General features: G+C 63.9%; 27 protein-coding genes. 11 read left to right on the plus strand and 16 right to left on the minus strand.

Features of this window, described 5'->3' with window-relative positions; genetic code table 11:
* Entirely contained in the window at window positions 1-690 is a 690-nt protein-coding gene (locus ACP7DE_RS12710) for a LuxR C-terminal-related transcriptional regulator (RefSeq protein WP_426072422.1), read from the minus strand.
* A 560-nt stretch (window positions 691-1,250) separates the two neighbouring features.
* Here ACP7DE_RS12710 and ACP7DE_RS12715 point away from each other — a divergent pair.
* From ACP7DE_RS12715 to ACP7DE_RS12725, 3 genes are read left to right on the plus strand one after another with little or no spacing between them, the layout of a single operon-like run.
* On the plus strand, window positions 1,251-1,739 hold the full coding sequence (locus ACP7DE_RS12715) for a TadE/TadG family type IV pilus assembly protein (RefSeq protein ID WP_426072423.1): 489 nt from the start codon (window positions 1,251-1,253) through the stop codon (window positions 1,737-1,739).
* Window positions 1,739-2,350 carry a TadE/TadG family type IV pilus assembly protein gene (locus tag ACP7DE_RS12720; protein WP_426072424.1) on the plus strand — a complete coding sequence of 204 codons (612 nt, stop codon included), beginning with the start codon at window positions 1,739-1,741 and terminating at the stop codon, window positions 2,348-2,350. The genes ACP7DE_RS12715 and ACP7DE_RS12720 overlap by 1 nt, the downstream gene beginning before the upstream one ends.
* A complete protein-coding gene (locus tag ACP7DE_RS12725) occupies window positions 2,350-3,693 on the plus strand; it encodes a vWA domain-containing protein (protein ID WP_426072425.1) in 1,344 nt (447 codons plus the stop codon). The genes ACP7DE_RS12720 and ACP7DE_RS12725 overlap by 1 nt, the downstream gene beginning before the upstream one ends.
* A 4-nt stretch (window positions 3,694-3,697) precedes the next feature.
* On the opposite strand, the gene ACP7DE_RS12730 is transcribed toward ACP7DE_RS12725, so the two are convergent.
* The 4 genes from ACP7DE_RS12730 to ACP7DE_RS12745 form a co-directional block, all read right to left on the minus strand.
* Window positions 3,698-3,856, minus strand: coding sequence for a XapX domain-containing protein (locus ACP7DE_RS12730; RefSeq protein WP_426072426.1), 159 nt, complete (start codon window positions 3,854-3,856; stop codon window positions 3,698-3,700).
* Entirely contained in the window at window positions 3,853-4,053 is a 201-nt protein-coding gene (locus tag ACP7DE_RS12735; protein ID WP_426072427.1) for a DUF1427 family protein, read from the minus strand. The genes ACP7DE_RS12730 and ACP7DE_RS12735 overlap by 4 nt, the downstream gene beginning before the upstream one ends.
* 9 nt (window positions 4,054-4,062) lie before the next feature.
* The gene (locus ACP7DE_RS12740; protein WP_426072428.1) at window positions 4,063-5,913 is read right to left on the minus strand and encodes an amidohydrolase; all 1,851 of its coding nucleotides are present in this window, start codon (window positions 5,911-5,913) and stop codon (window positions 4,063-4,065) included.
* Window positions 5,914-5,982: 69 nt separating this feature from the next.
* Entirely contained in the window at window positions 5,983-6,636 is a 654-nt protein-coding gene (locus ACP7DE_RS12745; RefSeq protein ID WP_426072429.1) for a hydrolase, read from the minus strand.
* Window positions 6,637-6,854: 218 nt separating this feature from the next.
* Here ACP7DE_RS12745 and ACP7DE_RS12750 point away from each other — a divergent pair, with 218 nt between their 5' ends.
* Complete coding sequence (locus ACP7DE_RS12750) at window positions 6,855-7,109, plus strand: hypothetical protein (RefSeq protein ID WP_426072430.1); 255 nt, start codon at window positions 6,855-6,857, stop codon at window positions 7,107-7,109.
* Window positions 7,110-7,118: 9 nt separating this feature from the next.
* Here ACP7DE_RS12750 and ACP7DE_RS12755 read toward each other — a convergent pair whose 3' ends face one another.
* The 3 genes from ACP7DE_RS12755 to ACP7DE_RS12765 all read right to left on the minus strand — a co-directional run bounded on the left by ACP7DE_RS12755 (window position 7,119) and on the right by ACP7DE_RS12765 (window position 11,220).
* Window positions 7,119-9,263 (minus strand): TonB-dependent receptor plug domain-containing protein, encoded by a 2,145-nt coding sequence (locus ACP7DE_RS12755; protein ID WP_426072431.1) that lies wholly within the window; start codon window positions 9,261-9,263, stop codon window positions 7,119-7,121.
* Window positions 9,264-9,339: 76 nt separating this feature from the next.
* Entirely contained in the window at window positions 9,340-10,839 is a 1,500-nt protein-coding gene (locus ACP7DE_RS12760; protein ID WP_426072432.1) for a M56 family metallopeptidase, read from the minus strand.
* Window positions 10,840-10,842: 3 nt separating this feature from the next.
* Entirely contained in the window at window positions 10,843-11,220 is a 378-nt protein-coding gene (locus tag ACP7DE_RS12765; RefSeq protein ID WP_426072433.1) for a BlaI/MecI/CopY family transcriptional regulator, read from the minus strand.
* A 269-nt stretch (window positions 11,221-11,489) separates the two neighbouring features.
* Here ACP7DE_RS12765 and ACP7DE_RS12770 point away from each other — a divergent pair, with 269 nt between their 5' ends.
* The 6 genes from ACP7DE_RS12770 to ACP7DE_RS12795 all read left to right on the plus strand — a co-directional run bounded on the left by ACP7DE_RS12770 (window position 11,490) and on the right by ACP7DE_RS12795 (window position 16,263).
* The gene (locus tag ACP7DE_RS12770) at window positions 11,490-12,860 is read left to right on the plus strand and encodes a DEAD/DEAH box helicase (RefSeq protein ID WP_426072434.1); all 1,371 of its coding nucleotides are present in this window, start codon (window positions 11,490-11,492) and stop codon (window positions 12,858-12,860) included.
* A 242-nt stretch (window positions 12,861-13,102) separates the two neighbouring features.
* Window positions 13,103-13,930: a 2-oxo-tetronate isomerase gene (gene otnI / locus ACP7DE_RS12775; protein ID WP_426072435.1), complete on the plus strand. Its 828-nt coding sequence runs from the start codon at window positions 13,103-13,105 to the stop codon at window positions 13,928-13,930.
* An 88-nt stretch (window positions 13,931-14,018) separates the two neighbouring features.
* Window positions 14,019-14,825 carry a hypothetical protein gene (locus ACP7DE_RS12780; RefSeq protein WP_426072436.1) on the plus strand — a complete coding sequence of 269 codons (807 nt, stop codon included), beginning with the start codon at window positions 14,019-14,021 and terminating at the stop codon, window positions 14,823-14,825.
* Window positions 14,810-15,280 carry a hypothetical protein gene (locus ACP7DE_RS12785; RefSeq protein WP_426072437.1) on the plus strand — a complete coding sequence of 157 codons (471 nt, stop codon included), beginning with the start codon at window positions 14,810-14,812 and terminating at the stop codon, window positions 15,278-15,280. Before ACP7DE_RS12780 ends, ACP7DE_RS12785 begins: the two co-directional genes overlap by 16 nt.
* An 83-nt stretch (window positions 15,281-15,363) precedes the next feature.
* On the plus strand, window positions 15,364-15,783 hold the full coding sequence (locus ACP7DE_RS12790; RefSeq protein ID WP_426072438.1) for a VOC family protein: 420 nt from the start codon (window positions 15,364-15,366) through the stop codon (window positions 15,781-15,783).
* A gap of 108 nt (window positions 15,784-15,891) precedes the next feature.
* Window positions 15,892-16,263 (plus strand): TraR/DksA family transcriptional regulator, encoded by a 372-nt coding sequence (locus ACP7DE_RS12795; protein ID WP_426072439.1) that lies wholly within the window; start codon window positions 15,892-15,894, stop codon window positions 16,261-16,263.
* Window positions 16,264-16,421: 158 nt separating this feature from the next.
* Here the strand turns inward: ACP7DE_RS12795 and phbB are convergent, their stop codons facing one another.
* On the minus strand, window positions 16,422-17,168 hold the full coding sequence (phbB, locus tag ACP7DE_RS12800; protein ID WP_426072440.1) for an acetoacetyl-CoA reductase: 747 nt from the start codon (window positions 17,166-17,168) through the stop codon (window positions 16,422-16,424).
* A 168-nt stretch (window positions 17,169-17,336) separates the two neighbouring features.
* Between phbB and ACP7DE_RS12805 the strand changes: the two genes are divergently transcribed.
* Window positions 17,337-18,203 (plus strand): universal stress protein, encoded by an 867-nt coding sequence (locus tag ACP7DE_RS12805; protein ID WP_426072441.1) that lies wholly within the window; start codon window positions 17,337-17,339, stop codon window positions 18,201-18,203.
* Window positions 18,204-18,223: 20 nt separating this feature from the next.
* Here ACP7DE_RS12805 and ACP7DE_RS12810 read toward each other — a convergent pair whose 3' ends face one another.
* From ACP7DE_RS12810 to ACP7DE_RS12840, 7 genes are all read right to left on the minus strand, one after another.
* Window positions 18,224-18,583: a hypothetical protein gene (locus ACP7DE_RS12810; protein ID WP_426072442.1), complete on the minus strand. Its 360-nt coding sequence runs from the start codon at window positions 18,581-18,583 to the stop codon at window positions 18,224-18,226.
* Between the two features lie 196 nt (window positions 18,584-18,779).
* The gene (locus tag ACP7DE_RS12815; protein WP_426072443.1) at window positions 18,780-19,346 is read right to left on the minus strand and encodes a hypothetical protein; all 567 of its coding nucleotides are present in this window, start codon (window positions 19,344-19,346) and stop codon (window positions 18,780-18,782) included.
* Window positions 19,347-19,448: 102 nt separating this feature from the next.
* A complete protein-coding gene (locus ACP7DE_RS12820; protein WP_426072444.1) occupies window positions 19,449-20,192 on the minus strand; it encodes an amino acid ABC transporter ATP-binding protein in 744 nt (247 codons plus the stop codon).
* Window positions 20,189-20,881: an amino acid ABC transporter permease gene (locus ACP7DE_RS12825; RefSeq protein WP_426072445.1), complete on the minus strand. Its 693-nt coding sequence runs from the start codon at window positions 20,879-20,881 to the stop codon at window positions 20,189-20,191. Before ACP7DE_RS12825 ends, ACP7DE_RS12820 begins: the two co-directional genes overlap by 4 nt.
* Complete coding sequence (locus ACP7DE_RS12830) at window positions 20,881-21,558, minus strand: amino acid ABC transporter permease (RefSeq protein ID WP_426072446.1); 678 nt, start codon at window positions 21,556-21,558, stop codon at window positions 20,881-20,883. Before ACP7DE_RS12830 ends, ACP7DE_RS12825 begins: the two co-directional genes overlap by 1 nt.
* A gap of 20 nt (window positions 21,559-21,578) precedes the next feature.
* A complete protein-coding gene (locus tag ACP7DE_RS12835) occupies window positions 21,579-22,409 on the minus strand; it encodes a transporter substrate-binding domain-containing protein (RefSeq protein WP_426072447.1) in 831 nt (276 codons plus the stop codon).
* 108 nt (window positions 22,410-22,517) lie between these two features.
* Window positions 22,518-24,626, minus strand: coding sequence for a serine hydrolase (locus ACP7DE_RS12840; protein ID WP_426072448.1), 2,109 nt, complete (start codon window positions 24,624-24,626; stop codon window positions 22,518-22,520).
* Between the last annotated feature and the right edge of the window lie 152 nt (window positions 24,627-24,778).

Here is a 24,778-nt window from a genome sequence, read left to right on the forward strand (position 1 = left end):
TCATTCCGCAGGCATGGGCTCGGCCAGCCGGTTGCGGGTGGCATACACATATAATTCCAGGCGGTTGGTGACATCGAGCTTGCTGTAGATCGATGTCAAATGATTACGCAAGGTTTGCTCCGAGATAAAAGCGCGCTGGGCTATCGCGCGGTTCAGCGCGCCATTTCCTTCCACCATCATGGCAACGATCTTGCGCTCCTTCAGCGTCAGCCTGGCGATCCGCTGCTCTTCCGGATCAGGCGCCGCCTCCGGCTTGTTCAGCACTCCCAGCATGCTGTCGAGCAGCGCCGGATCGAGGCACAATTCGCCTTGATGCAGGCGGGCGATGGCGTCGACCATTTGCTTGACCGGCGTTTCCTTGCCCATCACCGCGCGCGCGCCACTGCGCACAGCGCGCCCGCATGCGGCCTGGTCCTGCGTGCCGCTGAACAGCAAGGCCCGCGACACGCCATTGCCGAGCAGCTCCGGCAGATAATCGATGGCGCAGGCGCCGCCGCAGCCAAGATCGGCGTCGAGCACGATGACGTCAGGACACAGGGTGCTGGCCAGCAGCAGCGCGCTGTCGATCTCGGTGGAGCTGGCCACCACCTGCATCGCCGGCTGGGCGCCGGCGAGCAACTGCTCCAAGCCCCACAGCCAGGTCTTGTGATCCGACACCAGCATGACGCGTATGACATTTTTTGTTGACATGCTTTACCTCTTTACTTGAAGCCCACTCCCATCGGGGGCATGTTGTTGATCCGAATCGGCTTGCCTGCCTCGTCCGCGCGCGCCTTCTGCCGCCGCGCGCAGGGGAAAGAAGTCATGGGGGCACAAAGGAAGAGGCCATGGTCCGGCACGCGCAAACGCGGTGCGTCCCCCAGGCCGGCGGTCGCCGCATGCCGGGCGTGTGCCGATGGATGGGCAGCGTGGCCAGTACGGGTGCGCCGCGGGCGCGCCATCGCTGCTGCCACCGCTGCTGTTGCTTACATTGCAGCATTTTGTTGCATCACCTTGCAAAACAAGTCTTTGCCTGCACGCAGGACAATCCTGACACCAGGCTTGTTTTCATACCCGCGCATATTACTCCCGGCCCTGTAAGGACGGGGCCGGCACACTTGAAATAACGCAGTTAATTACGATTATCTTGACCTGTAATAATTTAAATGACGGCCACGCCCTTGAAAATCGATATAGAATAATCGCCAGTCAAATGGCCCAATGCCAGCCGCCCGACATTCGTCATCGCGGAACTTAACCGGATTATTCCCATGCGTTTAAAACAGGTCGATTCCCGCATATTCCGTAAGCAAAGCGGACAGGGCGGCACCACGCTGGTTGAATTGGCCCTGATAGCACCGGTCTTTCTCATGCTGATAATCGGCATCATTGAATTGAGCATGGCCTATTTTGCCAATATGACCATGCAGCATGCCGTACGCGAAGGCGCGCGCTATGCCGTCACGGGGGCCAAGGACCTCGACCCCGACAGCGCCAACCAGCAGCGCTACCAGGCCGTGATGCAAAAGATACGCGACAGTTCCATGGGCATGTATGACAAGGTCAGCCCCGTGATCGCCGTCAACGGCAGCGCTGCGGTCGGCGCCGCCATGTTCGGCCAGGCCGGCGATATCGTCGTCATCTCCGTCGATTGCCGCTGGGCATTTGCCACGCCCATGATCAGGGCCCTGTTCCACGACGGTCAGGCGCATTTCGTGGTGGCCGCCACCATGCGCAATGAAAGCTTTGGCGGCCTGTGATGCGCGCACCAGCCCCCCGTTTTCCGCGCCGCGCCGCGCGCGGCATCGCCGCCATCGAATTTGCCATCGTGCTGCCCTTGCTGGCCTTGCTGCTGTTTATGCTGGCCGACCTGTCGCGCGCCATCCAGGCCAAGACCATCCTGCTCAACATCAGCCGCGAAGGCGCCAACTTGTCCGCGCGCGCCACGTCCGACCTGAGCGGCTCCAGCCAGAGCATCATGAATGCGCTGGCCGCCACCACCCCGCCGCTGGACATGAACGGGCACGGCATGATCTATATCACTAAGATCATGGGCTACACGGCGAAGAGCGGCTTGCGCAATATCGTGCTGGAACAGTACCGCTGGGACGCCGGCGCGAAGGCCAGCGGCTACCTGCCCGCCAGCCAGGTGTGGCAATGCGGCAGCTGGAGCAATGGCACGTGCACCGGCATCGCCAAGGATGAGTATGCGCCCGCGGTGCCATTGATGCAGAGCCAGCTGGCCGATGGCGAACTGATCTACGCAGTGGAAACTTTCTACAATTTCGACATGCTGTTCGGTACCTTGAAATTTGGCAACAGCACGACTCCCGTGCTGGGTCCCAACCTCACTTCGATGACGATATTCTGATGCGCATTCCACACAAGCGGCAAGGCGGGCAAGTACTGATCCTGGTGGCGCTGTCGGCCGTCGTCCTGATCGCCTCCGTGGGCCTGGCCGTCGATTCGGCCCTCGGCTACTTCGTCAAGGCCAAGCTCAACGCAGCGGTCGACTCGGCCAGCCTGGCGGCAGCGCGTGGCGTTACCGCAGGCAACTCGGAAGAGGAACAGCGGGCCAATGCGCGTCAGTCGGCGAAGGAGTTCTTTGACATTAATTATCCGGACAACTTCCTGATGTCGACGCCGACCCTGCATCCGGTCAGCGTCACGTTCGACAGCGGCAGCGTCACCATCGACGTCTCGGCCACCGCCTCCCTGCCCGTGTCGCTGATGGGCATACTTGGCTTCAAGACCCTGAACGTGGCCGCCAGCGCACAAACCATTCGCAAGGACCTGGACATGGTGCTGGTGATGGATACGTCGAGGTCGCTAGAAAACAATGCGGAGGCCGTGCGGGCGGCGGGCAAGTCTTTCCTGAACAAATTCAACTCCACGGTCGACCGGGTCGGCTTGCTGCACTTCGCTTCGGAAGCGCAAATCGATATTCCGATCAGGCAGGTCGAGCGCGGTTTTGACCGCAGCAGCATGACCATGAAAGATGGAAAGATCGATCAATTCGCCTTTGTCGGCGGCACCAATTCTTCCGCAGGCATGTTCCAGGCGCGCAAGCAGCTGAATGACATCGAACAGATCAACCGCTCCAGCCTGCGCGTCATCGTGTTTTTTTCCGATGGTTCGCCAGCGGCATTTTCCTCGTACTTTCCCAACACCAGCAGCAAATGCAAGACGGCAGGCGCGCTCGCCACCTTTCCAAAACTGCAAAACCCCGCGCTGGCCGGCCTGTACCGGATGAAAGTGAGCGACACGCTCCAGTACGGCGATTGCGCCGCCACGCAGATCACCGCGCTTCCCCCATGGTATAACGCGAATAATGACGCCGCCCCGCTGCGCGAATTTCCCATCGTGACCAGCACGCCCCGTGTCGTGACCGCTTCCGTCGCCTCGGCGCAGGCGCAATGGACAAATGTGCACCGCGCCTCGCGCAACCTGGTGGAGGCGATGGCGGCAAAGGCGCGCCAGGAAGGCATTTACGTCTTTACCCTGGGCATGGGCGCATCACTGAAGAGCAAGGAAGGGCCGGACAACGAACTGGGCGAAGACTTGCTGCGCTGCCTGGCCAATACGGCCGATGCGAAAACCAGTTGCCGCAAGCCGGCCGAACCTGCGGGCCTGTACTGCTATGCGGCCACCGAAAGCGACCTGAGCCCCTGTTTCACCCGCCTCGCCTCGGCCATCCTGCGCATTTCCAAGTAATCGCCTACGCCGGCAGCTGCCCTGCCATGACGAAGCCCAATGTCATAGCCACCACCATCGCCGCGCCTGTCGGCGTGGGTGGCGTGGGCGATGGCAGGTCGAACCAGCGGCACACCGCACCCACCAGCACGCCGAGCACGGCGCCGGCCAGCATGACGTTCATGGCGCCTCCCGCTGCGCTTCTGCTTGCGCGCGGCGCTCAAGGTACAAACCCGTCAGCCAGTAGCCGCTGCTGGTCAAAAACACCAGCAGCGCGGCGCCCAGCACGGGCGGCGCCGGCACGGGGATGTGCGCCAACTGGCAGACAAAACCCACGACAAAGGCCAGCAACAGGCCCAAACTCACTTTCTTGTAGCGCATGCGGTTCTCCTAGAAGGCGAAGCAGCTGCAGCCCAGCGTGCCCCAGAAACCGGAAAAATCGCTGATCGGCACGGCCGACTTGCGCGCCCGGTCGTGGGCATGCGCATGCACGCCGCAGGCGCCCGCGCACTGGTGCGGCAGCAAGGCTTGCGTTTGCGCAACCACGGGACGGTAATGACCGGGCACCGTGCGCACGGGCGACCACTCGGGCAGCACGGGAATCGGCGGCGGCGCCAGGGTCGCAAATTCCGCCTGGCCGTAGACGATTTTCCCACCCACCATGGTCAGCACGGATTCGATGGACTTGATCGCCTCCTCCGGCACCTTGAAATAATCGGCCGACAGTACACTCAGGTCGGCCAGCATGCCTGCACGGATGCGGCCCTTCTTGCCTTGCTCACTGGAAAACCAAGCGCTGCCCGCCGTCCACAGTTCCAGCGCCGTGTCGCGCGACAATCTGCCCGCCGCATCCGTCAGGGCCAGGCCGCCCACGGTGCGCCCGGAGACCAGCCAGTACAGCGCCGTCCACGGGTTGTAGCTGGCCACCCGCGTGGCATCCGTGCCGCCGCCCACGGGCACGCCCGCGTCCAGCATGCGCTGCACGGGCGGCGTGGCCTTGGCTGCATCGGCGCCATAGCGCTCGACAAAATACTCGCCCTGGAAAGCCATGCGGTGCTGGATGGCCAGGCCGCCGCCCAGCGCCTTGACGCGGTCGATATTTTTAGGGCTGATGGTTTCCGCATGGTCGAACAGCCAGTGCAAGCCGCCGAACGGCGTGTCGCGGTTGACCTTTTCAAACACGTCGAGCATGCGGCTGATCGATTCGTCATAGGTGGCGTGCAGCCGGAAGGGCCAGCGCTGTTCGACCAGATGGCGCACGACTTTTTCCAGTTCATCTTCCATGCCGGCTGCCAGCTCCGGGCGCGGCTCGAGGAAATCCTCGAAGTCGGCGGCGGAAAAGACCAGCATTTCGCCGGCGCCGTTATGGCGATAGAAATCCGTGCCGTCGCCCGGTTTCACCATGCCCGTCCACTTCTGGAAGTCCTGCAATTCCGCGCCCTTGTTTTGCGTGAACAGGTTGTAGGCGATGCGGATGGTCAACTGCTCTTTTTGCGCCAGTTCGTCGACGACGGCGTAATCCTCGGGATAATTCTGGAAGCCGCCGCCCGCGTCGATGGCGCTGGTGATGCCAAGGCGGTTCAATTCGCGCATGAACTGGCGCGTGGAGTTCACCTGCAATTCCAGCGGCAGCTTCGGGCCTCTGGCCAGGGTCGCATACAAGATCATGGCGTTCGGCCGGGCGATCAGCAGGCCGGTCGGGTTGCCCGCCGCGTCGCGCACGATTTCGCCGCCCGGCGGGTTCGGCGTATTTTTATCGTAACCGACGGCGCGCAGCGCGGCGCGGTTCAGCAAGGCGCGGTCGTACAGGTGCAGGATGAAGACGGGGGTATCGGGCGCGGCCGCGTTGATCTCGTCCAGGGTCGGCATGCGCTTTTCCGCGAACTGGAATTCAGTCCAGCCGCCCACCACGCGCACCCATTGCGGGTTTGGCGTGCGCAGCGCCTGTTCTTTCAACATGCGCAAGGCGTCGGCCAGCGAGGGCACGCCTTCCCAGCGCAATTCCAGGTTGTAGTTCAAGCCGCCGCGGATCAGGTGCAGGTGCGAGTCATTCAGGCCGGGAATGACCGTGCGGCCATCGAGGTCGATTACCTGCGTGGCGGGGCCGCGATGACGCATCACGTCTTCCACGTCGCCCACGGCGAGGAATTTGCCATCGGCGATGGCGACGGCGGACGCCAGCGGCTGCGCCCTGTCGACCGTGTGGAAACGGCCATTCAACAAGATCGTGTTTGCGTGCATGGGAACTCCCGAATCAGGTGAAAAAACGGTCCCGCCGGCGGGCGGCGGGGCCGGGGCATCAGTGAAAAATCAATGGCCTTCGCTGGCATTGAACATGGATTTGGCGTAGATCAAGCCCAGGCCATAGCCGCCGCCGTGCGCCACGGCCGTCGCCACCGTTTCATTGTAGGTCTCGCCACGGGCCCAGTCGCGCTGCAGTTCCAGCAAGTATTGCACGGACGTCATCGGCTGCGCCCCCGCCTGCAGCATGCGTTGCAGCGCCATCGCATGCGCTTCGTCGGAGACGTCGCCGCTGGCGTCGGCGATCACATACACGTCAAAACCCTGCTCCAGCGCCGACAGCGCGGGGCCGACGATGCAGACGGACGTCCACAGACCGGCCAGCACGATCTTGCCCTTGCCGTAGCCATTCACCTTGTCGGCGATGCGCGCATCTTCCCAGGTGTTCATCGTGGTGCGGTCGACCGGCGCCTGTTCCGGGAAGACGGACTGGATTTCATCGAAGATCGGGCCGGAGAACGATTTGGCGGCCACCGTCGTCAGGATCGTCGGCACCTTGAATTCAAACGCCGCCTTGGCCACCAGGGCCGCGTTGTTGCGCAGCAGGGCCAGGTCGATGGAGCGGGTGGCGAACGCCATCTGCGACTGGTGGTCGATCATGATCAGGGTATGATCGTTTGGGGTCAGCAGTTTTTGTGCGGCTTGGGCGGTAGCGATAGGCATGATGTTTTCCTTAGTGAAAATAATTGAATATAAAAAAAGGATGTCGTTATACGGTGTTTCTGCTCCTGCCCTTTGGTCACGCTGTGTGTGCCGGGCCAGTGCTATGCAGTATGGACGAGATACTTTGAAAACAAAAACGGAAAGAATGCCAAGCTATATGCAATTTTTTCGATGATACGAAATAAGCGCAACAGCAAGCCACACATCAAGGAGAAAACATGGGATTTGAATTCAGGATCACGGCCAGCCTGACGCAGGAACAGCGCCGGCACCTCGCGCAGCTGCCAGAGTTGGCGGCGCCGGCGCCGCGCCCGGCCGGCGCCGCCATGCCCGACACCGACGCCAGGCTGACGGACGCCGGCCTGTATATATGTCAGTACCTGCGCCCGGATCCCTGGCACGGCCTGGCCACCGTGCGCGCCTACCTCGATGCGCAGGGCGTGGACTACGCCGTCGGGGAGATCGACGACTAGCTACAAAGCCTACAAGGGGCCTTCAAGCATGACGCGCAGCGTGCGGTAGCTGCCCGTATCGACCGTGCGCAGCAGGCTGCCCGCACCATCCGCATACAGGCTGCGCGTGCGGATGGCCTGGGCCAGCAGGTTGGCGCCCGACACGCGCACGCGCAGCTTGTCACCGAGTTTCCACAATGCGTGCACATCGAGCTCGCGCCTGGCGCCCTGGTAGGCCAGCAGTTGGCTGGACTCGCGTGAACGCCCGCCCGCCTGGTAGTTCATGTTAGCGCCTACACTCAAGGGCAAGCTTGCCAGCTGGTAGTCCACCCCCAGGTTGGCACTCCACGGCAGCTGGCTGTCGAGCCGGTTATCGGGGCCGGCGACGGCATCGACCCTCGACCAGTTGCGCGCCACATTGGCGCGCAGATCCAACGCGGGAGCGCCCGCCAACAGCACTTTCAACGGCAGTTTCGCTTCCAGCGCGATGCCACGCACCTCCGCCTTGCCCTTGTTGACGGGGGTGGACACCCAGCGCCCGTTCTCCTGGTACAGCCGGTCCAGCATCACGTCGCTGATGCGCCGCAGCGAGGCGCTGGCACCCAGCATGGCGCCATCTCCCCCGCCTTCCAGGTAGTATTCATAGGACGCATCCAAGCCCCACGCCAGTTCCGGACGCAGCGCCGGGTTGCCCTGGTTGTCGGGATTCGTGGGGCTGTTGCCGTTATCGACCGTGTACGGGCGCGGGATCAGCTCGAAAATCTGCGGCGCCTTGTAGGTGCGCGTGAGAGCCAGGCGCACCTGGTCGCTGGGGCCCAGCTTCCACAGGCTTTGCAGCAGCGGACTCCACACTTGCGAGCGCACGTCGGCGGGGGCGCTGGCCGTGCGCAAGACTTCCCAGCGCAAGCCCAGGTACAGCGACCAGCGCGCCGACAGCTGCCACTCATCCTGCGCGAAGAGCGCCAGGCGCCGCAGCGTGGCCGCATAGTCCTCGTCTGCAAGGACGGGCGGGCCGCCCGGCTCCAGCTGGCGTTCGCGGCGGAAATCCGCGCGCCGCCGGTGCCCGGCATCCCATCCCGCCGCCAGAACGTGGTGCTGCCCCAGCGCGCGGCGGTAGGTGCCACTCGCATGCACGTCCACCTCGTCCACGCCCGAATCGACCAGGCGCGTCGTGCCCTGCCCTGGGGCCGCGCCGCTGCCCAGGAACCGATAATCATTGACGCGGTGGTTGTAACTGACACCCAGCTTCACGTCGAGACTGGCGCCTTGCGCGAACTTGCGCAGCCAGTGCAGATCGCTGCGCACGGTGCTGCTGTCCTGCTTGAAATTCGCCTGATTTTCGGGATACGCCGTATTGGCGCCCAGGTAAGTCGTTTCCAGTGCATGGCGGCGGCTGGCCAGGCGGCGCAGATTGACCAGGCTTTGCCAGGCCAGGCTGTCCTCGCCCTCCAGCGCCCATTGCAAACGGGGTGCCAGCTCAATGCCGTCGCTCTTCACGCGTTCGGTGAGCGGTGTATGGCGCACCACCGTGGGAGTGCCGCCGCCATCAAATTCGCGGCTCCACTCGTCGAGCAGTGCCTCGCGGCCCGTGTGACTGAGCGTGCCGGCCAGCGCATACGACATTCGGCCATCCTTGTCCGACCATTGCACGGTGGCGCTGCCGGCGGGCATGCCATGGCTGCCGGACGCCCCCAGCTTGAACGTGCGTTCGCTCCGCCCGCCCGACTTTTTCAGCACGATATTGATGGAACCGGCAATCGCCTGCGCGGAAAACTCCGCCGTGGCGGCGCGCATGATTTCCACGCGCTCGACCAGCTCCGGATCCAGAGAGTCGAGCGAAAAGCCGGGCGGCACAGGCACGCCATTGAGCATGATCAAGGTATAACCCTGGCCCAGCCCGCGCATCTGGATTTGCCCACCCTGCCCCGCGCCGGGCGCGCCGCCGATGGAAATGCCGGGCAGGCGCTTCAGGGCGTCGGACAAGCTGCGGTCGCCCTGGCGTATCAATTCCGCATGGCCGACGACGACGCTCGACACGGTATCGTTGCGGCGCTGGTCCGCCTTGCCCGCGCTGACGGTGACGGAAGGAAGCGTGCTGTCGGGGATGGCATCGTCGGCACGGACGTGCGCCGTCAACGGCAGCGCAAGGCTGCACAAAAATAGACTCAATCGCATGGAATATCCCGAAAAGGGTGAATGGTGGCCGGGGGATGCGCCGCACCCGCCCGACCTGCGGCACTGATGGCAGGCGTCAGCGTCCGAACTGCTCCTTGCGCATGCGCAGCGCGTGTTCGCTCGCGTTGGCGTCGAGGCCCGCGAGCCGCGTTTGCGGATCTTGCACGCGGCCATCCTGGCGCACCTGAAAGTGCAGGTGCGGCCCCGTCGCCCGGCCCGTGGCGCCGGCCGTGCCGAGGGTTTGCCCGGCTTTGACCACGGCGCCATCGACCAGCGCAACGCTGTCGAGGTGGGCGTACAGCGACTCGATGCCGCCGCCATGGTTGATACGCACGAACTTGCCCAGCCACTCGTCGTGCTTGACCGTCGCCATACCGTCCGCCACGGCAAACACAGGCGTGCCCCGGCTGGCGGCCAGGTCCAGTCCGCGCAAACCCTTGGGCGTGGCGGGGCGCACCACGCCAAAGAAACCCGTCACGCGCATGCTGGCCAGGGGATGACGCCAGTCTGTCGCCTTGGCCAGAAGCGCAGATTCGCCTGCCGTCCAGGCCAGGGCCGGCTGCAAGACCACGCTGGCCGCGCCCAGCGTGCACAGCGTCAGCGCCAAGCCAGCATTGACGGACCAGTGCATGGCGCCCGTCTGCACATCGCGCATGCGGGCAACACGCTCGAGCATGCCGCCCGGCTTGCCGCCGAACGCCAGGCCAGCGGGAAAGCGGGTTTGCAGGCTCAGTTGGCGCACCAGGGCGGCCGCATACTGCTGACGCTGCTGTTGGGGACGGCCGGCCAGCACGTGGCGGTCACAAGCAAGCTCCTGCGCCCAAGCCAGTTGCCCGCCCAGCCAGCGCATTGCCGGGTTGAACCACAGCAGCAGGTAGGCCAACGCCGCCAGCCACTGGACGAGCGGATCACGGCGGCGCGCATGCGTCAATTCATGCTCAATCACCAGTTGCTGCTGCTCCGGCGTGAATTGCCGCAAATGCGCAGGCAACAGCAAACGGGGACGCCAGACGCCGACAAGCATGGCCGAGACAGGCGCGTCGATTTCCAGTACGCCCATGCCCTGCGTTTGCAATTGCAGCAATTGCGCAGGTGAAAAAGCGGCATGCATGGCCAGCGCCGCCGCATCCAAGGGCTGTGCCGCCTTGAGCAGGGCCCGCAAGGTGGCGCGACCGCACCAGTAGCGCCACGCCACGCAGGCGATACCCAGCAGATAAATGCCCAGCCAGCCCGGTGCAAGCCAACTCAGCCAAGCCGTGGCGGCCGGGGCATCGGACTGGGGCGCGCCAACGGCCATGGCTGGCGCAGCCTTCGCCACAGCAAACAATTGCGTCACCGGGGCCGGCGTGGCGATGGCGGCGGGCAGGTTGACGGCAGGCACCACGCTGACGTGCCGGCTGTCGGGCAGCAAGCTCAGCGCAAACACGCTCGCCAGCACCAGTTGCGCACCCAGCCATACGCTGCGCTGGGCGCGCAGCGCGGGCCAGCGCCGTTGCGCGAGAAACATCATTCCCTGCAACAACAGTCCGCTCAGCAGGCAGGCGGCGCTGGCCTGCAACAGGTTCAAGGCGCTCATCGCTTACTCCTTCGGCTCAAGCGGCCAGTCGTGCAGCAGTTGCTCCAGTTCGGCCAGTTCCTCACGGTCCACCAATTTGCTGCCGCTGAACATACTGACTGGCAGGGGGCTGTCGATTTCCATCACACGGCGGCCGAAATCGTGGGCAAACGCTGCCAGGGTCGCCACTTTATCGACGCTCGCTTCATACACGAGCACGCCGTGCACGCTGCGCTGCGCCAGCATGCCCTTGTCCAGCATGCGTTCGACCGTCTTGCGCGTGGAGGAAAAAGACCAGCCCAGCTCATCTTCTACCCTGGCATGCAGTTCGCGCGCGGACAGGGGCGGCTCTTTCCACAGGGCTTTCAATAACGATAATTCGGTAACGGATGGCGTAGCCATGGAATCCCCTCATGTGACGAATGCACCAATTGTGCGACAACTGTCACATCGTTGCAAGCAGAATTTGCGACATACGTCACATGATCAGCCTGCCACGCTCCCGGTCTTACAAACTTGAAACAATTGGAACGCTTTTTTGACATGCTGTTATACTTCGCGTGTGCGGCACATATGACCAGTCCCCTTGCCGCTGTCTTTCGACCCCTAATCTGATTGCCTGCGACTGGCGCCCCCCGATGGCGACAGGCCGATCTCACAATAAAGTTACCATGTCCTTTTCCTCCCTCGGATTGTCCGACGCTATCGTACGTGCCGTTACCGAACACGGCTACACCGTGCCGACCCCGATCCAGACGCAGGCGATTCCCGCCGTGCTGGCTGGCGGCGACTTGCTGGCCGGCGCACAAACCGGCACCGGCAAGACGGCCGGTTTCACCCTGCCCTTGCTGCACCGCCTGTCGACTGACGCGAATGGCGCAGCCATCACCAGCAACACTTCCACGCGCCCGATCCGCGCCCTGATCCTGGCACCGACGCGCGAACTCGCCGCGCAGGTCGAGGAAAGCGTGCGCACTTATGGCAAGTACACCAAGCTGAACTCCACCGTGATCTTCGGCGGCGTCGGCATCAACCCGCAAATCAAGCAGCTGAAGCACGGCGTCGACGTGCTCGTCGCCACACCGGGCCGTTTGCTGGACCACATGGGCCAGGGCACCGTTGATTTGTCGAAAGTGGAAATCCTGATCCTCGACGAAGCCGACCGCATGCTCGACATGGGTTTCATCCGCGACATCAAGAAAGTGCTGGCCGTGCTGCCGCCGAAACGCCAGAACCTGCTGTTCTCGGCCACGTTCTCGGAAGAGATCAAGGCCCTGGCCGACGGCTTGCTGAACAAGCCGGCCATGATCGAAGTGGCGCGCCGCAATTCGACCGTGGAAGTCATCCAGCAAAAAATCCATCCGGTCGACCGCGACAAGAAGCACCCGATGCTGTCTTACCTGATCAAGTCGAATAACTGGACGCAAGTACTGGTGTTTACACGCACCAAGCACGGCGCCAATAAACTGGTCGAGCAGCTGGGCGCGGACGGCATCGGCGCCCTGGCCATCCACGGCAACAAGAGCCAGTCGGCGCGCACGCGCGCGCTGTCCGAGTTCAAGGATGGCACGCTGCAAGTGCTGGTCGCCACCGACATCGCCGCGCGCGGTATCGATATCGACCAGTTGCCGCACGTCGTCAACTACGACTTGCCGAACATTCCGGAAGACTATGTGCACCGTATCGGCCGCACGGGCCGTGCCGGCGCCAAGGGCGAAGCCGTATCGCTGGTCTGCGTGGATGAGCACGAAATGTTGAAAGACATCGAAAAGCTGATCAAGCAAACTCTGCCGCGCGAAGTCATCGAAGGCTTCGAGCCAGACTTGAACGCCCGCGCCCAGCCTGTGCAATTGCGCAGCGGCACCGGCGGTCACCGCAACAACAGCCGCGCGCCAGCCGGCGCCGTGGTGCGCGTGAAAACCGGCGGCAGCGGCGCCAAGCCACGCAGCGCCGGTCCAGCGGGCGGCGGTGGCGGCGGCAACCGTTCGGGCAATGCGCCGCGTTCGGCAGCCAATCACCGTTCCGGCGGCCGCGGCCGTTAAAACGCGGCCTGAAAGCTACTGCGCGGGGCGCTTTGCGTTTGGGTTGCTCGCCGTACTCCTGTACGGCTGCGCTACTCGACGCAATATCACTCCCGCTCGCTACGCTTTCAGGCGGCGTTTGTCTTTATAAAAAGACGACAAAAACCGTTCCAGAACTTGCTTCTGGAACGGTTTTTTTATGCACGCCACCAATGGCCGATTTGGGCTAGGATAGTATCCATCGTCCTCACTTGCGTGCTGCCATGCCGAACTTCGCTGCCAACCTCAGCATGATGTTTACCGAACTGCCCTTTCTGGACCGCTTTGCCGCCGCCAGGGAGGCGGGCTTCGATGCCGTCGAATTCCTGTTTCCCTATGCCGTCGAAGCGCGGCAAATCGCCATGCGGCTGGAACGCCACCATTTGCAGCTGGCCGTGTTCAACTTCCCGCCCGGCGACTGGGAACACGGCGAACGGGGCATCGCCTGCGATCCGCGCCGGAGCGAGGAATTTCGCAGCAACGTGCAACTGGCGCTCAACTACGCGCTGGCGCTCGGCGCGAAACAGCTGCACTGCATGGCCGGCATCGTGCCGCCCGGCATGAGCCTGGAGCGGGCGCGGCAAAGCTTGATCGGCAATCTGCAGTTTGCGGCAGACGCCTGCCGTCCGCATGGCATCAATGTGTTGATCGAGCCGATCAACCACTACGACATGCCCGCTTACTTTCTGCACCATAGCCAGCAGGCGGCCGACATCATCGCCGACTGCCAGCGCAGCAATATCTTCCTGCAATACGACATTTATCACATGCAACGCATGGAGGGCGAACTGAGCAACACCATCCGCGCCCTGCTGCCCCTGATCCGCCACATCCAGATCGCCGACACGCCGGGCCGCCACGAACCGGGCACGGGCGAGATCAATTACCGCCACATATTCAGACTGCTGGAGCAGGTCGGCTATGCAGGCTGGGTCGGCTGCGAGTACCGTCCCGTCAGCGACACCGTGGCGGGACTGGGCTGGCGCGAGCAATTGACAGCCGCAGCGGGCGCAGCGGGCACAGCGGGCACAGCGGGCACTATCGGCGCCTGATCGCAGCGCGCTTGCGCCCGCACAAGGCGGGCGGCGCAGGCCGGCACCACAATACCTTTCCATACAGCATTTCCTGTCGAGAGGTAACGTGTCCGCCCTGCCTACCCGCCATCGCCGCGCCCTTTGCCTGAACCTGTGCCTGACGATGGTGCTGTGCGGCTGCACCACCGCGCGCACCGACCTGGCGCAAGTGCGCGCCCTGGCCGCCGGCACCGATGCCCTGAGTGCCTTCAGCGAGCTGTCGCAGCGCCACGTGGACAGCTACCAGCGCGCCCGTCCCTATCTGTCGCCCGCCGAAGACGCGCGCGAACGCCTGCTCGATACGCAGCGCCACGCCGCGCAAGCGGATGTTGCGCGCCTGGCGCAGGCCGTCCGCCTGTACCTGCAGGCGCTGGGCCGGCTGGCACAAGCCGATGCGTATGAGGTGCAGCCCGAACTGGCCAGCGCTGGCGCTGCCATCCGCGCCTGGCCAGGCAGCGGCATCGACGACCGCCACGTCAGCGCCTACACCCTGTTGCTGCAACAACTCGCGCGCCTGGGCGGTGCGGCCAACCAGCAGGCGCACCTGGCCCAGGTGCTGCACGATGGCGACGCGCCGCTGCAAGCCTTGCTGGCCGCGCTCGACAGCTTGCTGCTGCTGTACGACAAGAGCGGCGATAACGAGCGCGACATGGTGCTCGGCTTGCTCGACGTGGAAATCGCCTATGCCGACACGCCGCAGCAGCGCCTGCTGGCCGTGCTGGCGAAAAACATGCAACAAAGCAAAACCGAGGAATACCGCCTGCTTGGTCTGCGCCATACATTGACGCGCCGGCAACTGGCGGCACTGGGGCGCGAACACACCCACCTCGCTGCCACCCTCACCACCACGGAGGCAAGATGGACGGATCAGTAGGCAGGAGCAGCAGCGAACGCCGCGAAGCGGCGCTCAGCAGCGCCATGCGCGTCGAACAACTGGCTGACAGCTTGTCGCAGGCGGCCGTCACCCTGCATGGCGCCGTCATGCGCGCTATCCGCAAGCGCGCCAGCCAGGGAGCAAACGGCATCAGCCACAGCCAGGCACAGGCCGTCTTCGCCCTGGAAGTGGCCTTGCGCCAGCAAGCCAACCAGCTGTATGCCGATGCGGCCGGGCACACGGTGGACGGCCTGGAAACGGCGCAGCGCCAGCTCAGCGGCCTGCTTGACACGGTGCGCCTGCGCATTGCCCGCAACGACGACGTGCGGCACTGGATCAGCCTGGCAACGAGCTTGTTGCACCTGGGCAGCGCCGTCCTGGCAGGCAATCCCGAGCGCATCCTCGGCACCCTGGGCAAGGTGCGTGAGCGGCTGCAAGAGATGGCGCCGGACTGATTGAAATTGGCTAGCGAGCGCCTATACTGGGACAGCCCCGCATGGCAATCGTGCCGGCGGAGCGATGGCCAGAGGAGACCAACATGCGTATCGAACCGTATTTGCAATTCGATGGAAACTGCGCGCAAGCGCTGGAATACTACCGCCAGCATCTGCATGGCACAGACCTGTGCCTGATGCCGTATCGCGGCTCACCAGGCCAGGAGCAAGTCAAGGAAGACTGGTACGACAAGATCATGCATGGCTCCGTGCAGCTGGGGGCCACCATGCTGATGGGCTCGGACGGCGGCTGCACCGAGGATGGCGCCAAGGGCATGAGTGGCTGCTCGGTCTGCCTAACCCTCGACACGCCGGAGGAAGCGGAACGGGCTTTCGACGCACTCGCGCGTGACGGCAACATCCAGATGCCATTGGAGGAAACGTTCTGGGCCAAACGCTTCGGCATGCTGAAAGACCAGTTCGGCGTGGCCTGGATGGTCAACTGCCTGAAAGAACCAGCATAGAACAGCCCTTGCCTGCCTGCGCCGCATCAAACGCGGCGCGGTCATTAGCGCAAGCAGAGCGGCCAATCCTGGACTACCATGTAGGAGAGACTCCTATCGGGGACAGCCATGAATGGATTGCCGCAAGACCAGTTGCAGCGCCTGCAGGGCGTGCTGGAGCAACGCAAGCTGGCGTTGCTGGAACAGCTCGAGAACGAAGCTGCCGAGGCGGATGCGCGCGCCTCGCTGCTCAATGAAATAGAAGCCTCGCCTGCCGACAACGCCAGCGTGCGCACCTTGAACGCCCTCGTCAGCGAAGCGGCCGAGCACAACCTGGCGCAGCTGGCCATCATCAAGCACGCGCTGGCCAAATCTGCCAATGGCAGCTATGGTCTGTGCGACAACTGTGGCGAAGCCATCGGCCTGTCTCGCCTGAATGCGCGCCCCGAGGCGCGCCTGTGCATCGATTGTCAGACGCGGCTGGAAAAAAACCAGCGCTGACCTGGTGCTGCGGCAAGGGGGCAAGGCATCGCTGCCCCGCCCCCTGCTTTCCATCCGCGCTGCCATGCTGCTGTTCGTCTTCCCGTCAGCCTCTGTGTGCCGGCTGGGTGGACGGGTCTCCTCTACTGCCATTGCCCTACTGCAAGCTCTACGCTTGCTTAACTCATGTGCTGCCCGCCATTGATGGCGATATTCGCGCCCGTGACGAACGCCGCTTCGTCGGACGCCAGGTAGGCCACCAGGGCCGCCACCTCGTCCGGCTCGCCCAGGCGGCCCAGGGGAATCTGCGGCAGGATCTTCGTTTCCAGGATATTGGCCGGCACGGCTGTCACCATCTGCGTGCGCAGGTAACCGGGCGAGACGGTGTTGACAGTGATGCCGTGGCGCGCCACTTCCAGTGCCAACGCCTTGCTGAAGCCATGCACGCCCGCCTTGGCGGCCGCGTAGTTGCACTGGCCAAACGCGCCCTTCTGGCCATTCACGGACGAGATGTTGATGATGCGGCCCCAGCGGTTGGCCAGCATCGGTTCGAGCACCTGCTTGCTCATGTTGAACAGGCTGTCGAGATTGGTGCGCATGACCTCGGCCCAGTGCGGCAATTCCATCTTGCGCATGCTCTGGTCGCGCGTGATACCGGCGTTATTGACCAGCACATCGATGCGGCCGAACTGCCCAAGCACGCGTGCCACGGCTACGCTGCAGGCGTCGAAATCGCCCACGTCGATGGCCAGCGGATGAAAATAATACTGCTGCGCCTGCTGCTCGTCGAGCCAGCTTTCCACGCGCGCGTTGCCCGGCGTGTGCGCCGCCACGACGGCAAAGCCCGCCGCATGCAGGCGCCGGCACAAGGCCGTGCCCAGGCCACCCATGCCGCCCGTGACCAGCGCTACCTTTTGTTCCTTCATTGCTATCTCTCCCCGCTTGTTATGGTTGTTCTGCGTGGGATCAAGTGTAGGAGCAGTTTTTATCGCCAGCTTTGCGCCAGATCAAGTGCTCAGCCTGATGCAGTCGTGCGCGGCCGACACCCCGGACTGTGCCAAAATGGCCGCTAGTGCACAGCGAGAGGTCAGGCCATGACGTATAAAACCGTATTGCTCCACATTGACGACAGCGCCGGGCGCGCCGCCCGCATCGAAGCGGCCGCCAGCATCGCCCAGGCTTGCGGTGGCCACCTGACGGGCGTGTCCCTGACGGGCGTGTCACGCCTGCTGTACCAGAACCAGCCCGACCTCGATGCCGACCCCAACCTGAGTCTGCACCTCAATTTCCTGAGAGAGCGGGCGACGCGCGCACTCGACGGTTTCGAGGCGCAGGTGCGCGCGGCCGGCGTCGCCTCGTTCGAACAGCGCGTGCTCGACGACGAGGCGGCGGGCGGCATCAGCTTGCTGGCCCGCTATGCGGACCTGGTGGTGATCAGTCAATACAATGCCAAGGATAAATCGCCGTCCGTGATGCGCGACTTTCCCGCCTATGTGCTGCTGCATTCGGGACGTCCCGTGCTGATCGTGCCGTATGCGCCGCCACTGCCACTGCTGGCGCCGCCTGCGGCCGCGCGCAATGTGCTCATTTCCTGGAATGCCAGCAAGGAAGCGAGCCGCGCCGTGACCGCCGCCCTGCCCCTGCTGCAGCGCGCCGCGCAAGTCCACGTGGCCATCTTCGATGCCCAGGTGCATGCCACCGAACACGGCGAACAGCCGGGCGCCGAGCTGGCGCACTACCTGGCGCGCCATGGCGTGGAAGCGCGGCTGCATTTGCTCGACGGTGGTGGCGTACGGCGCGGCGACATCGGCGAAGCGCTGTTGTCGCAGGCGGCGGACCTGTCGGCGGACTTTCTGGTGATGGGAGCATATGGTCATTCGCGCCTGCGCGAAACCATCCTGGGCGGCGTCACGCGCACCATTTTGCAGCGCATGACGATCCCCGTGCTGATGGCGCACTAGAGCCTGTTGAAAGCAGCGGGCTAAGCCCCTTGCCAGGGCTGGCTGCGGATCTTGGCCACCTGGCGCTGCGCCAGCCACTGCCACAGCTGTAGCGCGTCGCCCTGCGGCAGGGCCGACATGTGGCGCGGACTGGCCAGCGCGATTTCGCAATCGCGGTCCGACCATTCTTCAAAAGTGACTTCGCCTCCGCTAGCGACCTCGACCTGATACATCAAGCCATCGTCGTAGCCAAAGCGCAACAGGACAGCGGCCGGGCTGCCGTCCGGCGTGATGGCGCCGCCGCGATAGACTTCGGCCAGCGCATCAGCCAGCTGTGCCGGCGAGGGCGCGCAGATGTCGCGCCCGTCGGCCCGTGTCAGAATGAACCATGCCTGTGTCATGACGCGCCCTCCTATTCATACTCGTTAGCATGCGAGGCAAGTACTACAGGCAGTCACCTTGGTCCAGTATCACTTCGGGCGCACGGAAACTATCCCTGTCGGCATTGTTTACCAATAATTACGAATACTGACAAGTATCATACCTAAATTCCGTGCGGCGCGGCATATATGCATATGGCACGGCGGGTGCGCCGATTCACGCCACCAGCACGGGAATGCTGAGCGGATCGAAGTCGTGCCAGTCGCCATTGGCAATCGTGCCTTCCGCTTCCTCGATATGCTCGGCGCCGAGCCGGTGCAGCGCCTCGAGCGCCCGTTCGCGCTCGTCGAGGCCGCCCAGCGCGACGGCGATCAGCATGCCCGGATGCCGGGGCTGGCGGCGGTTTTCGCCGTTGTTCTCACCATGCTTTTCGGCTTCACCCGCCTCCTTCATCTTGTTGAAACTGTAGAGCGAGCCCACGTGGGCGCCCACCAGCGCCCCCACTACCGGACCCAGCGGCCCTGTCGCCAGGGTGGCGGCGGCGCCGATGCCGGCGCCTACCACAGCGCCCACGGCCACGCCTTCCACCACGCCTTCCGGCGTCTCTTTGGCGCCGGGCGACATGTCGCGGTCGCCACCGAGCGCATGCAAATCATGCTGGCCCGGCTGGTTGACAAAGAAGGCGCTGATGCGGCTGTCGGGAAAGCCCGCCTGGTTCAGGGCGGCGCGCGCGGCGTCGATCTGTTCCTGCAACTGAAAATGACCTGCGATGATGCGTGACATGATACTGCCCTCCTGGTCGGCTGCGGGCGCACCATGCGCCACCAGGATAGCGTGCGCCGGACAGCGCCAGCATACCGTTCGCTTACGCACATAGCCGCTCACTCATGCGGATACACCGAACGGACTGCGTATATCGGACAGAAATTGTTGTGCGCGCGCATGTTGCGGCCGCGCAAAGAAATCCTCGGGCGCAGCCCGCTCCAGCACTTCTCCGTGGTCCATGAACCAGACGCGGTCCGCCACTTCGCGCGCGAAACCCATCTCGTGCGTGACGCACACCATCGTCATGCCGCCCTGCGCCAGATCGCGCATCACTTGCAGCACTTCGCCCACCATTTCCGGGTCCAAGGCGCTGGTGGGTTCATCAAACAGCATCAGCGGCGGCTGCATGGCCAGCGCGCGAGCAATCGCCACGCGCTGCTGCTGGCCACCCGAGAGTGCCGCCGGCATGGCGCGCGCCTTGTGCGCCAGCCCCACGCGCTCCAGCAAGGCCAGCGCCCGCTCTTCCGCTTCGCGCCGGGTGAGACCGCGCAAGTGCTGCGGCGCCAGCGCGCAATTGTCCAGCACGGACAAGTGTGGAAACAGGTTGAATTGCTGGAACACAAAACCGATGTGCGAGCGGAAGGCGTTCACATCCAGCCCCGGCGCATGGATATCCTGGCCCGCCACCGTGATGCGGCCCGAAGCGATCGCCTCCAGGCGATTGATGGTGCGGATCAGGGTCGACTTGCCGGAGCCTGACGGCCCGCACACCACCAGTACTTCGCCCTTGGCGACGTGTTCATTGATGCCGATCAAGGCGTGATAGTCGCCATAGTATTTGTTGACGTTGTCAAAGCTAATCATGCAGCCGCTTTCAGGAGTCGTGCCTGGCGCCGCTCGAGCCAGAAGGCGGCGCGCGACAGGCTGAAACACAAAACAAAATACGTCATGCCCAGCAGGAAATACACTTGCACGGGCTTGGTCAGCACCAGGCCATTGACTTGCGAGGCGATGAACGACACTTCGGCCAGGCCGATGATGGTGCCCAGCGAGGTTTCCTTGATGGTCGAGACGAACTGGTTCACCAGCGAGGGCAGCATATGGCGCATTGCCTGCGGCAACACCACCGTACGCATGCTGTCCAGATAGTTCAAGCCCAGCGAACGGGCCGCCTCCACCTGTCCGCGTTGCACGGCTTGCACGCCGGCGCGCACAATTTCCGCCAAATACATGCCGTCGAAGATGACGAGGGCGGCCAGCATGGTGCCGAATTGCCCGCTTTCGTGCCCCGTGATGCTGGGCAGGAAGAAATAGGCCCAGAAGATGACCAGCAGCAAGGGGATGCCCCGCACCACGTGGATCAGCGCAGCCACAGGCCAGCGCAGCAGGCGCCAGGGACTCAGGCGTGCCAGGCCCAGCAGCAAGCCGAACGGCAGGCTGAGCACCAGCGCCAGGCTGGCCAGCAGCACCGTCAGCGCCAGGCCGCCCAGCGGTCCCTCGGGATAGCGGCCAACGAGAAAATACAGCCAGTAATCGTCGATGAGTTCCAGCATCAGGACACCTTCCTTTGCAGCAAGGCCGCCAGGCTGGCGATCAGCAGCGAGACGGCCAGGTAGGCCACGCCGGCGAAGACGAACGCCTCGACGCTGCGGAACGAAGCCGCTTCCACGCGCTGCGTCTGGTACATCAGCTCGGCCACGCCAATGACGGTGGCGATACTGGTGTTTTGCCACAGGTTCAGGGTTTGCGACAGCAACGGTGGCGCGGCCAGCCGCAGCGCCTGCGGCACGATGCACAGGCGCATGCTGGCGAGAAAACTGAAGCCCAGCGCCCGTCCCGCCTCGAATTGCTGGACAGGAATGGCGCGGATGCCGCTACGGATATCTTCCGCCATGTAGGCGGCCGTGTACAAGGTCAGGGCGGTGATGGCGCTGACGGCCTCGATATTGCCGGCATACAAGCGTTCCTTCCACGTGTCGGGCAGCAATTCGGGCGCGCCGAAATACCAGAGCAGGAAGTGGGCCAGCAAGGGCACGTTGCGGATCAGCTCGACGTACGCGGCGCCCAGCCCGTTGAGCAGGCGCGACGGGGCGAGGCGCAGCATGGCCACGCCACACGCCAGCGGCAAGGCCAGCAGCAAGGTGATGCCCATCAGTTGCAAGGACAGCAGCAAGCCGGAGACCAGCCAGTCGCGGTAGTCGCCGGACAGCAAAAAGTTCAGATCAAACATGCGGAAGAGTCAGGCTAAATTCAGGCGTCGATCTTGTCCGATTCGATCTTGAAAGTACGTTTTTGAAACTTGACATTGCTCGTCGGGCCATACCATTTGAAGAACAGTTTTTCTGCCTCGCCCGACTTTTCCAGTCCGCGCAGCACCTGGTCGACAGCCGTCTTCACGCCCGTCTCACCCTTGCGAATGCCGAAGGCAAACACTTCCTGGCTGATGTTTTGCGGCAGCACAATATAGTCCTTTTGCGCGGCGCCCAGCTTGGCGTAGTTGTTCAGCAGCGAGACTTCATCGTCGACATAGCCAACGCCCTTGCCTTGCTGCAAGCCCAGGTAGGCCTGGCCCGCCGTCTCGAACGTCACCACGTCCACACCGGGCACGGCCTTGCGGATATTCGGTTCCTGCGTGCCGCCCTTAACGGTCAGCACTTTCTTGCCGGCCAGGCCAGCGACCGTCGTGATATTGCTGCTTTTCTTCACCAGCACGCGCTGGCCCGTGTAAAACGTCGACAGGGAAAAATCGATCAGCGCTTCGCGTTCCTTGTTGTGCGTCAGGGACGCCGTCAGGATATCGATGCGGCCTTGCTGCAATTCGGGAATGCGGGCAGCCACGGCCAGCTGTTTGATCACCGGTTTGACGCCGAGGCCCTGGGCGATGGCGCGGCACAGGTCCACTTCATAGCCAACCAGCTGGCGCGACTTGGCGTCGATGAAACTGTTCGGCTCGTCCGTGCCCAGGGTGCCGCAGACCAGCTCGCCTTTCGCCTTGATGGCGGCCAGCTGGTCCGCTTGCGCCACCTGCGTGAAGGCGATGGAGGTGAAAAGAAGCGCGGCGAAATGAAGACGGTTCTGCATGGGATTCCTCTGGTGGCGTAATGAATGCCGCCATTAAACCGCAACGCGCTTATTTCCAAAAAGGAATCTTTTCACCCATGTTTATGCAGAATTCATCTAAGCCGTCATCTAAGGCGCCAGCGCGTTCGTCTCGCCACCCAGGCGCAGGATCGCCGCCTTGGCCCCCACGGCGCCCGGATAGCGGGGATCGAGCTGCAGTGCCTGCCGGTAAGCCGCGACGGCCTGCGGACGCAAGCCTTGCTCGACATAAAACTCGGCCAGGCTATCCTGCAAATTCGCGTCGCGCGGATGCAGGCTGACAGCCGCCTGCAGCACGGCCATGCCTTGCGCGACGGCGCCGCTGCCTTTCAAGCGGTAGGCTTCCAGATTCAGCGCCGCAGGACTGGCTGCGCCCAGCGGGTCGCGCGACAGCGCCAGGCGCAGGGCGGCGAGGGCGGATTCCGTCTTGCCGGCGCGCAGCAAGGTCAAGCCCTGCAGCGCATGTGCGCGGTCGCTGAGCGGATACAGTGCCACTGCCAGGCTGCTGGCCGCCAGCGCTGATTCCGCCTCGCCGCGCGCGGCCGACGCTTGCGCCAGTTCCTGCAGCTCGGGCACGAAATCGGGATAGGCGCGCTGGCCGCGGAAGGCTGCGCGCAGTTGGCTATCGAGTGCGGGAATGGAGGCGGAGGCGGAGGCGGCCGGCCAGGCGATGGCGGCGGTGCGGTCCCAGCTGGCGGCCAGGGCCACGATGGCTTGCTCGAAAGCGGGCTCGAAGCGGGGCAAGGTGGCGCCCGCCGCACCTTGCGACAACAGAATATAGTCGCGCGCAAATGCCAGCGCGCCGCCACGCGAATAGGTGTCCAGGTCGACGCCCGACTGACGCAGCTGGATGGCCATGCTGGCGCCGGCTGCCAGGAAAACGCTGCCGCCGGCGGGATGGCGGGCGGCGTCGATGAAAGCGCGTGCCGCCCCGGCCTCCGGCGCCAGCGCTTGCCGGTTGATTTGCGTAAAGGCTATGCGCGTGGCGGCCGCATCGGCATACGCTTGAGGCGTGCGCTCGGCATGCGCCCGGCCCTCCTCGAACAAGCCTTGGGCCACCTGGTAAGCGCGCTGCGCGCCGGCATCTGCGATATACGTTTTCAGCTGCCACGGTTCGCCCGTAACCACTTCGAACAGGCGCTGCACGAACGGCTCGGGATTGACGCGCTCCAGATTGGCGGCGACGGCAATGGTGAGCTTGCGCGAGGGAAAACTGTACAGATAGGTGACGGTTTCCGGCTGCTGGCCGCTGTGCGCGATGGCATAACGCCCGCCCGTCGGAAAGACTTCCCAGCCCATGCCATAGTTCGTCAAGCGGCCCGCGCGCGTGGCCATCGGCTGCACCATGGCGGCCACGCTGGCCGCCGACAATATCTTGCCTGCGTGGATACCCCTGCCAAACGCCAGCATGTCGGACACGCTTGAGCGTGTGCCGCCGGCCGAAAAGCGGCTGCTGATATCGACGAATTCCGAGTTTTTCCATTCCTGGCCGGCCAGCCGGTAGCCGCGCACGCGATGGGCAATTACGGCATCCGGCTCATCCATCACGGTGGCGTCCATGCCCAGCGGCCCCCACACGTGGCGCCGCATGTAGCCGCCATAGCTTTCGCCCGAGGCGCCCTCGATGACGGCGCCCAGCAAGTTGTAGCCATAGCTGGTGTAGCGGAAGCGCGTGCCCGGTTCGGCGATCAGGTCGAACTGCTCGAAGACGGCGATGGACTGGCGCGTATCCTTGTGCTCCTTGAAATGCTGCTCCGCCTTGCTGTCGCGGTAGGCATCGATGCCGCCCAAGTGACCCAGCAACTGGCGCACCGTCACGGGAAACGCTTTGAGGGGGAAATACGGCACATAGGTTTGCACAGGCGCATCCAGGTCGATCTTGCCCTGTTCGACCAGTTGCAGGATGGCCAGGGCCGTCATGGGCTTGGTGACAGACGCCAGCCGATAGCTGGACCGGGCCGTCGCCGGCACGCGGTTTTCCAGGTCGGCATAGCCATAGCCTTTTACCCATTCCACCTCGCCCTGACTGAAACCGACGGTGACGCCCGGGATGCGCTGCGCACCCATGCGCTGGGCTACCCAGCCGTCGAAGTCGGCCAGTCGCGCGGTCAGCACAGCCGAGGGAGCGGAGGCGGCTTGCGCCACGCCGCACAACAGCGCCAGCGCGCCGGCGAAACCGTAGTATTTGCTGCTTTGCATAGTCATTATTCCATGGTGAGGGCCGTGTGCACAGCACGGCGCTGATGCATGGTAAGTGTCTTTCACACAGCATTGGCGGGCTGTGCACGAAATGCACGTAGCCCGCATGAACGGCACCAAAGAGGATGAAAATGTTGCAAATGGGTAGCAGC

Origin of the sequence: Janthinobacterium sp. DSP2-3-3 (genome assembly GCF_049897325.1) — a bacterium.
Lineage (GTDB): Bacteria > Pseudomonadota > Gammaproteobacteria > Burkholderiales > Burkholderiaceae_D > Janthinobacterium.

What these genes read in the sequence shown, in the direction of transcription:
- ACP7DE_RS12740 (WP_426072428.1), bottom strand. Translation starts at nt 5,913, where the DNA reads ATGCACGCAAACACGATCTTGTTGAATGGCCGTTTCCACACGGTCGAC.
- ACP7DE_RS12825 (WP_426072445.1), bottom strand. Translation starts at nt 20,881, where the DNA reads ATGCTGGAACTCATCGACGATTACTGGCTGTATTTTCTCGTTGGCCGC.
- ACP7DE_RS12765 (WP_426072433.1), bottom strand. Translation starts at nt 11,220, where the DNA reads ATGGCTACGCCATCCGTTACCGAATTATCGTTATTGAAAGCCCTGTGG.
- ACP7DE_RS12805 (WP_426072441.1), top strand. Translation starts at nt 17,337, where the DNA reads ATGACGTATAAAACCGTATTGCTCCACATTGACGACAGCGCCGGGCGC.
- ACP7DE_RS12715 (WP_426072423.1), top strand. Translation starts at nt 1,251, where the DNA reads ATGCGTTTAAAACAGGTCGATTCCCGCATATTCCGTAAGCAAAGCGGA.
- phbB (WP_426072440.1), bottom strand. Translation starts at nt 17,168, where the DNA reads ATGAAGGAACAAAAGGTAGCGCTGGTCACGGGCGGCATGGGTGGCCTG.
- ACP7DE_RS12840 (WP_426072448.1), bottom strand. Translation starts at nt 24,626, where the DNA reads ATGCAAAGCAGCAAATACTACGGTTTCGCCGGCGCGCTGGCGCTGTTG.
- ACP7DE_RS12720 (WP_426072424.1), top strand. Translation starts at nt 1,739, where the DNA reads ATGCGCGCACCAGCCCCCCGTTTTCCGCGCCGCGCCGCGCGCGGCATC.
- ACP7DE_RS12750 (WP_426072430.1), top strand. Translation starts at nt 6,855, where the DNA reads ATGGGATTTGAATTCAGGATCACGGCCAGCCTGACGCAGGAACAGCGC.
- ACP7DE_RS12710 (WP_426072422.1), bottom strand. Translation starts at nt 690, where the DNA reads ATGTCAACAAAAAATGTCATACGCGTCATGCTGGTGTCGGATCACAAG.
- ACP7DE_RS12760 (WP_426072432.1), bottom strand. Translation starts at nt 10,839, where the DNA reads ATGAGCGCCTTGAACCTGTTGCAGGCCAGCGCCGCCTGCCTGCTGAGC.
- ACP7DE_RS12770 (WP_426072434.1), top strand. Translation starts at nt 11,490, where the DNA reads ATGTCCTTTTCCTCCCTCGGATTGTCCGACGCTATCGTACGTGCCGTT.
- ACP7DE_RS12725 (WP_426072425.1), top strand. Translation starts at nt 2,350, where the DNA reads ATGCGCATTCCACACAAGCGGCAAGGCGGGCAAGTACTGATCCTGGTG.
- ACP7DE_RS12835 (WP_426072447.1), bottom strand. Translation starts at nt 22,409, where the DNA reads ATGCAGAACCGTCTTCATTTCGCCGCGCTTCTTTTCACCTCCATCGCC.
- ACP7DE_RS12830 (WP_426072446.1), bottom strand. Translation starts at nt 21,558, where the DNA reads ATGTTTGATCTGAACTTTTTGCTGTCCGGCGACTACCGCGACTGGCTG.
- ACP7DE_RS12755 (WP_426072431.1), bottom strand. Translation starts at nt 9,263, where the DNA reads ATGCGATTGAGTCTATTTTTGTGCAGCCTTGCGCTGCCGTTGACGGCG.
- ACP7DE_RS12795 (WP_426072439.1), top strand. Translation starts at nt 15,892, where the DNA reads ATGAATGGATTGCCGCAAGACCAGTTGCAGCGCCTGCAGGGCGTGCTG.
- ACP7DE_RS12820 (WP_426072444.1), bottom strand. Translation starts at nt 20,192, where the DNA reads ATGATTAGCTTTGACAACGTCAACAAATACTATGGCGACTATCACGCC.
- ACP7DE_RS12735 (WP_426072427.1), bottom strand. Translation starts at nt 4,053, where the DNA reads ATGCGCTACAAGAAAGTGAGTTTGGGCCTGTTGCTGGCCTTTGTCGTG.
- ACP7DE_RS12790 (WP_426072438.1), top strand. Translation starts at nt 15,364, where the DNA reads ATGCGTATCGAACCGTATTTGCAATTCGATGGAAACTGCGCGCAAGCG.
- ACP7DE_RS12785 (WP_426072437.1), top strand. Translation starts at nt 14,810, where the DNA reads ATGGACGGATCAGTAGGCAGGAGCAGCAGCGAACGCCGCGAAGCGGCG.
- ACP7DE_RS12815 (WP_426072443.1), bottom strand. Translation starts at nt 19,346, where the DNA reads ATGTCACGCATCATCGCAGGTCATTTTCAGTTGCAGGAACAGATCGAC.
- ACP7DE_RS12810 (WP_426072442.1), bottom strand. Translation starts at nt 18,583, where the DNA reads ATGACACAGGCATGGTTCATTCTGACACGGGCCGACGGGCGCGACATC.
- otnI (WP_426072435.1), top strand. Translation starts at nt 13,103, where the DNA reads ATGCCGAACTTCGCTGCCAACCTCAGCATGATGTTTACCGAACTGCCC.
- ACP7DE_RS12745 (WP_426072429.1), bottom strand. Translation starts at nt 6,636, where the DNA reads ATGCCTATCGCTACCGCCCAAGCCGCACAAAAACTGCTGACCCCAAAC.
- ACP7DE_RS12730 (WP_426072426.1), bottom strand. Translation starts at nt 3,856, where the DNA reads ATGAACGTCATGCTGGCCGGCGCCGTGCTCGGCGTGCTGGTGGGTGCG.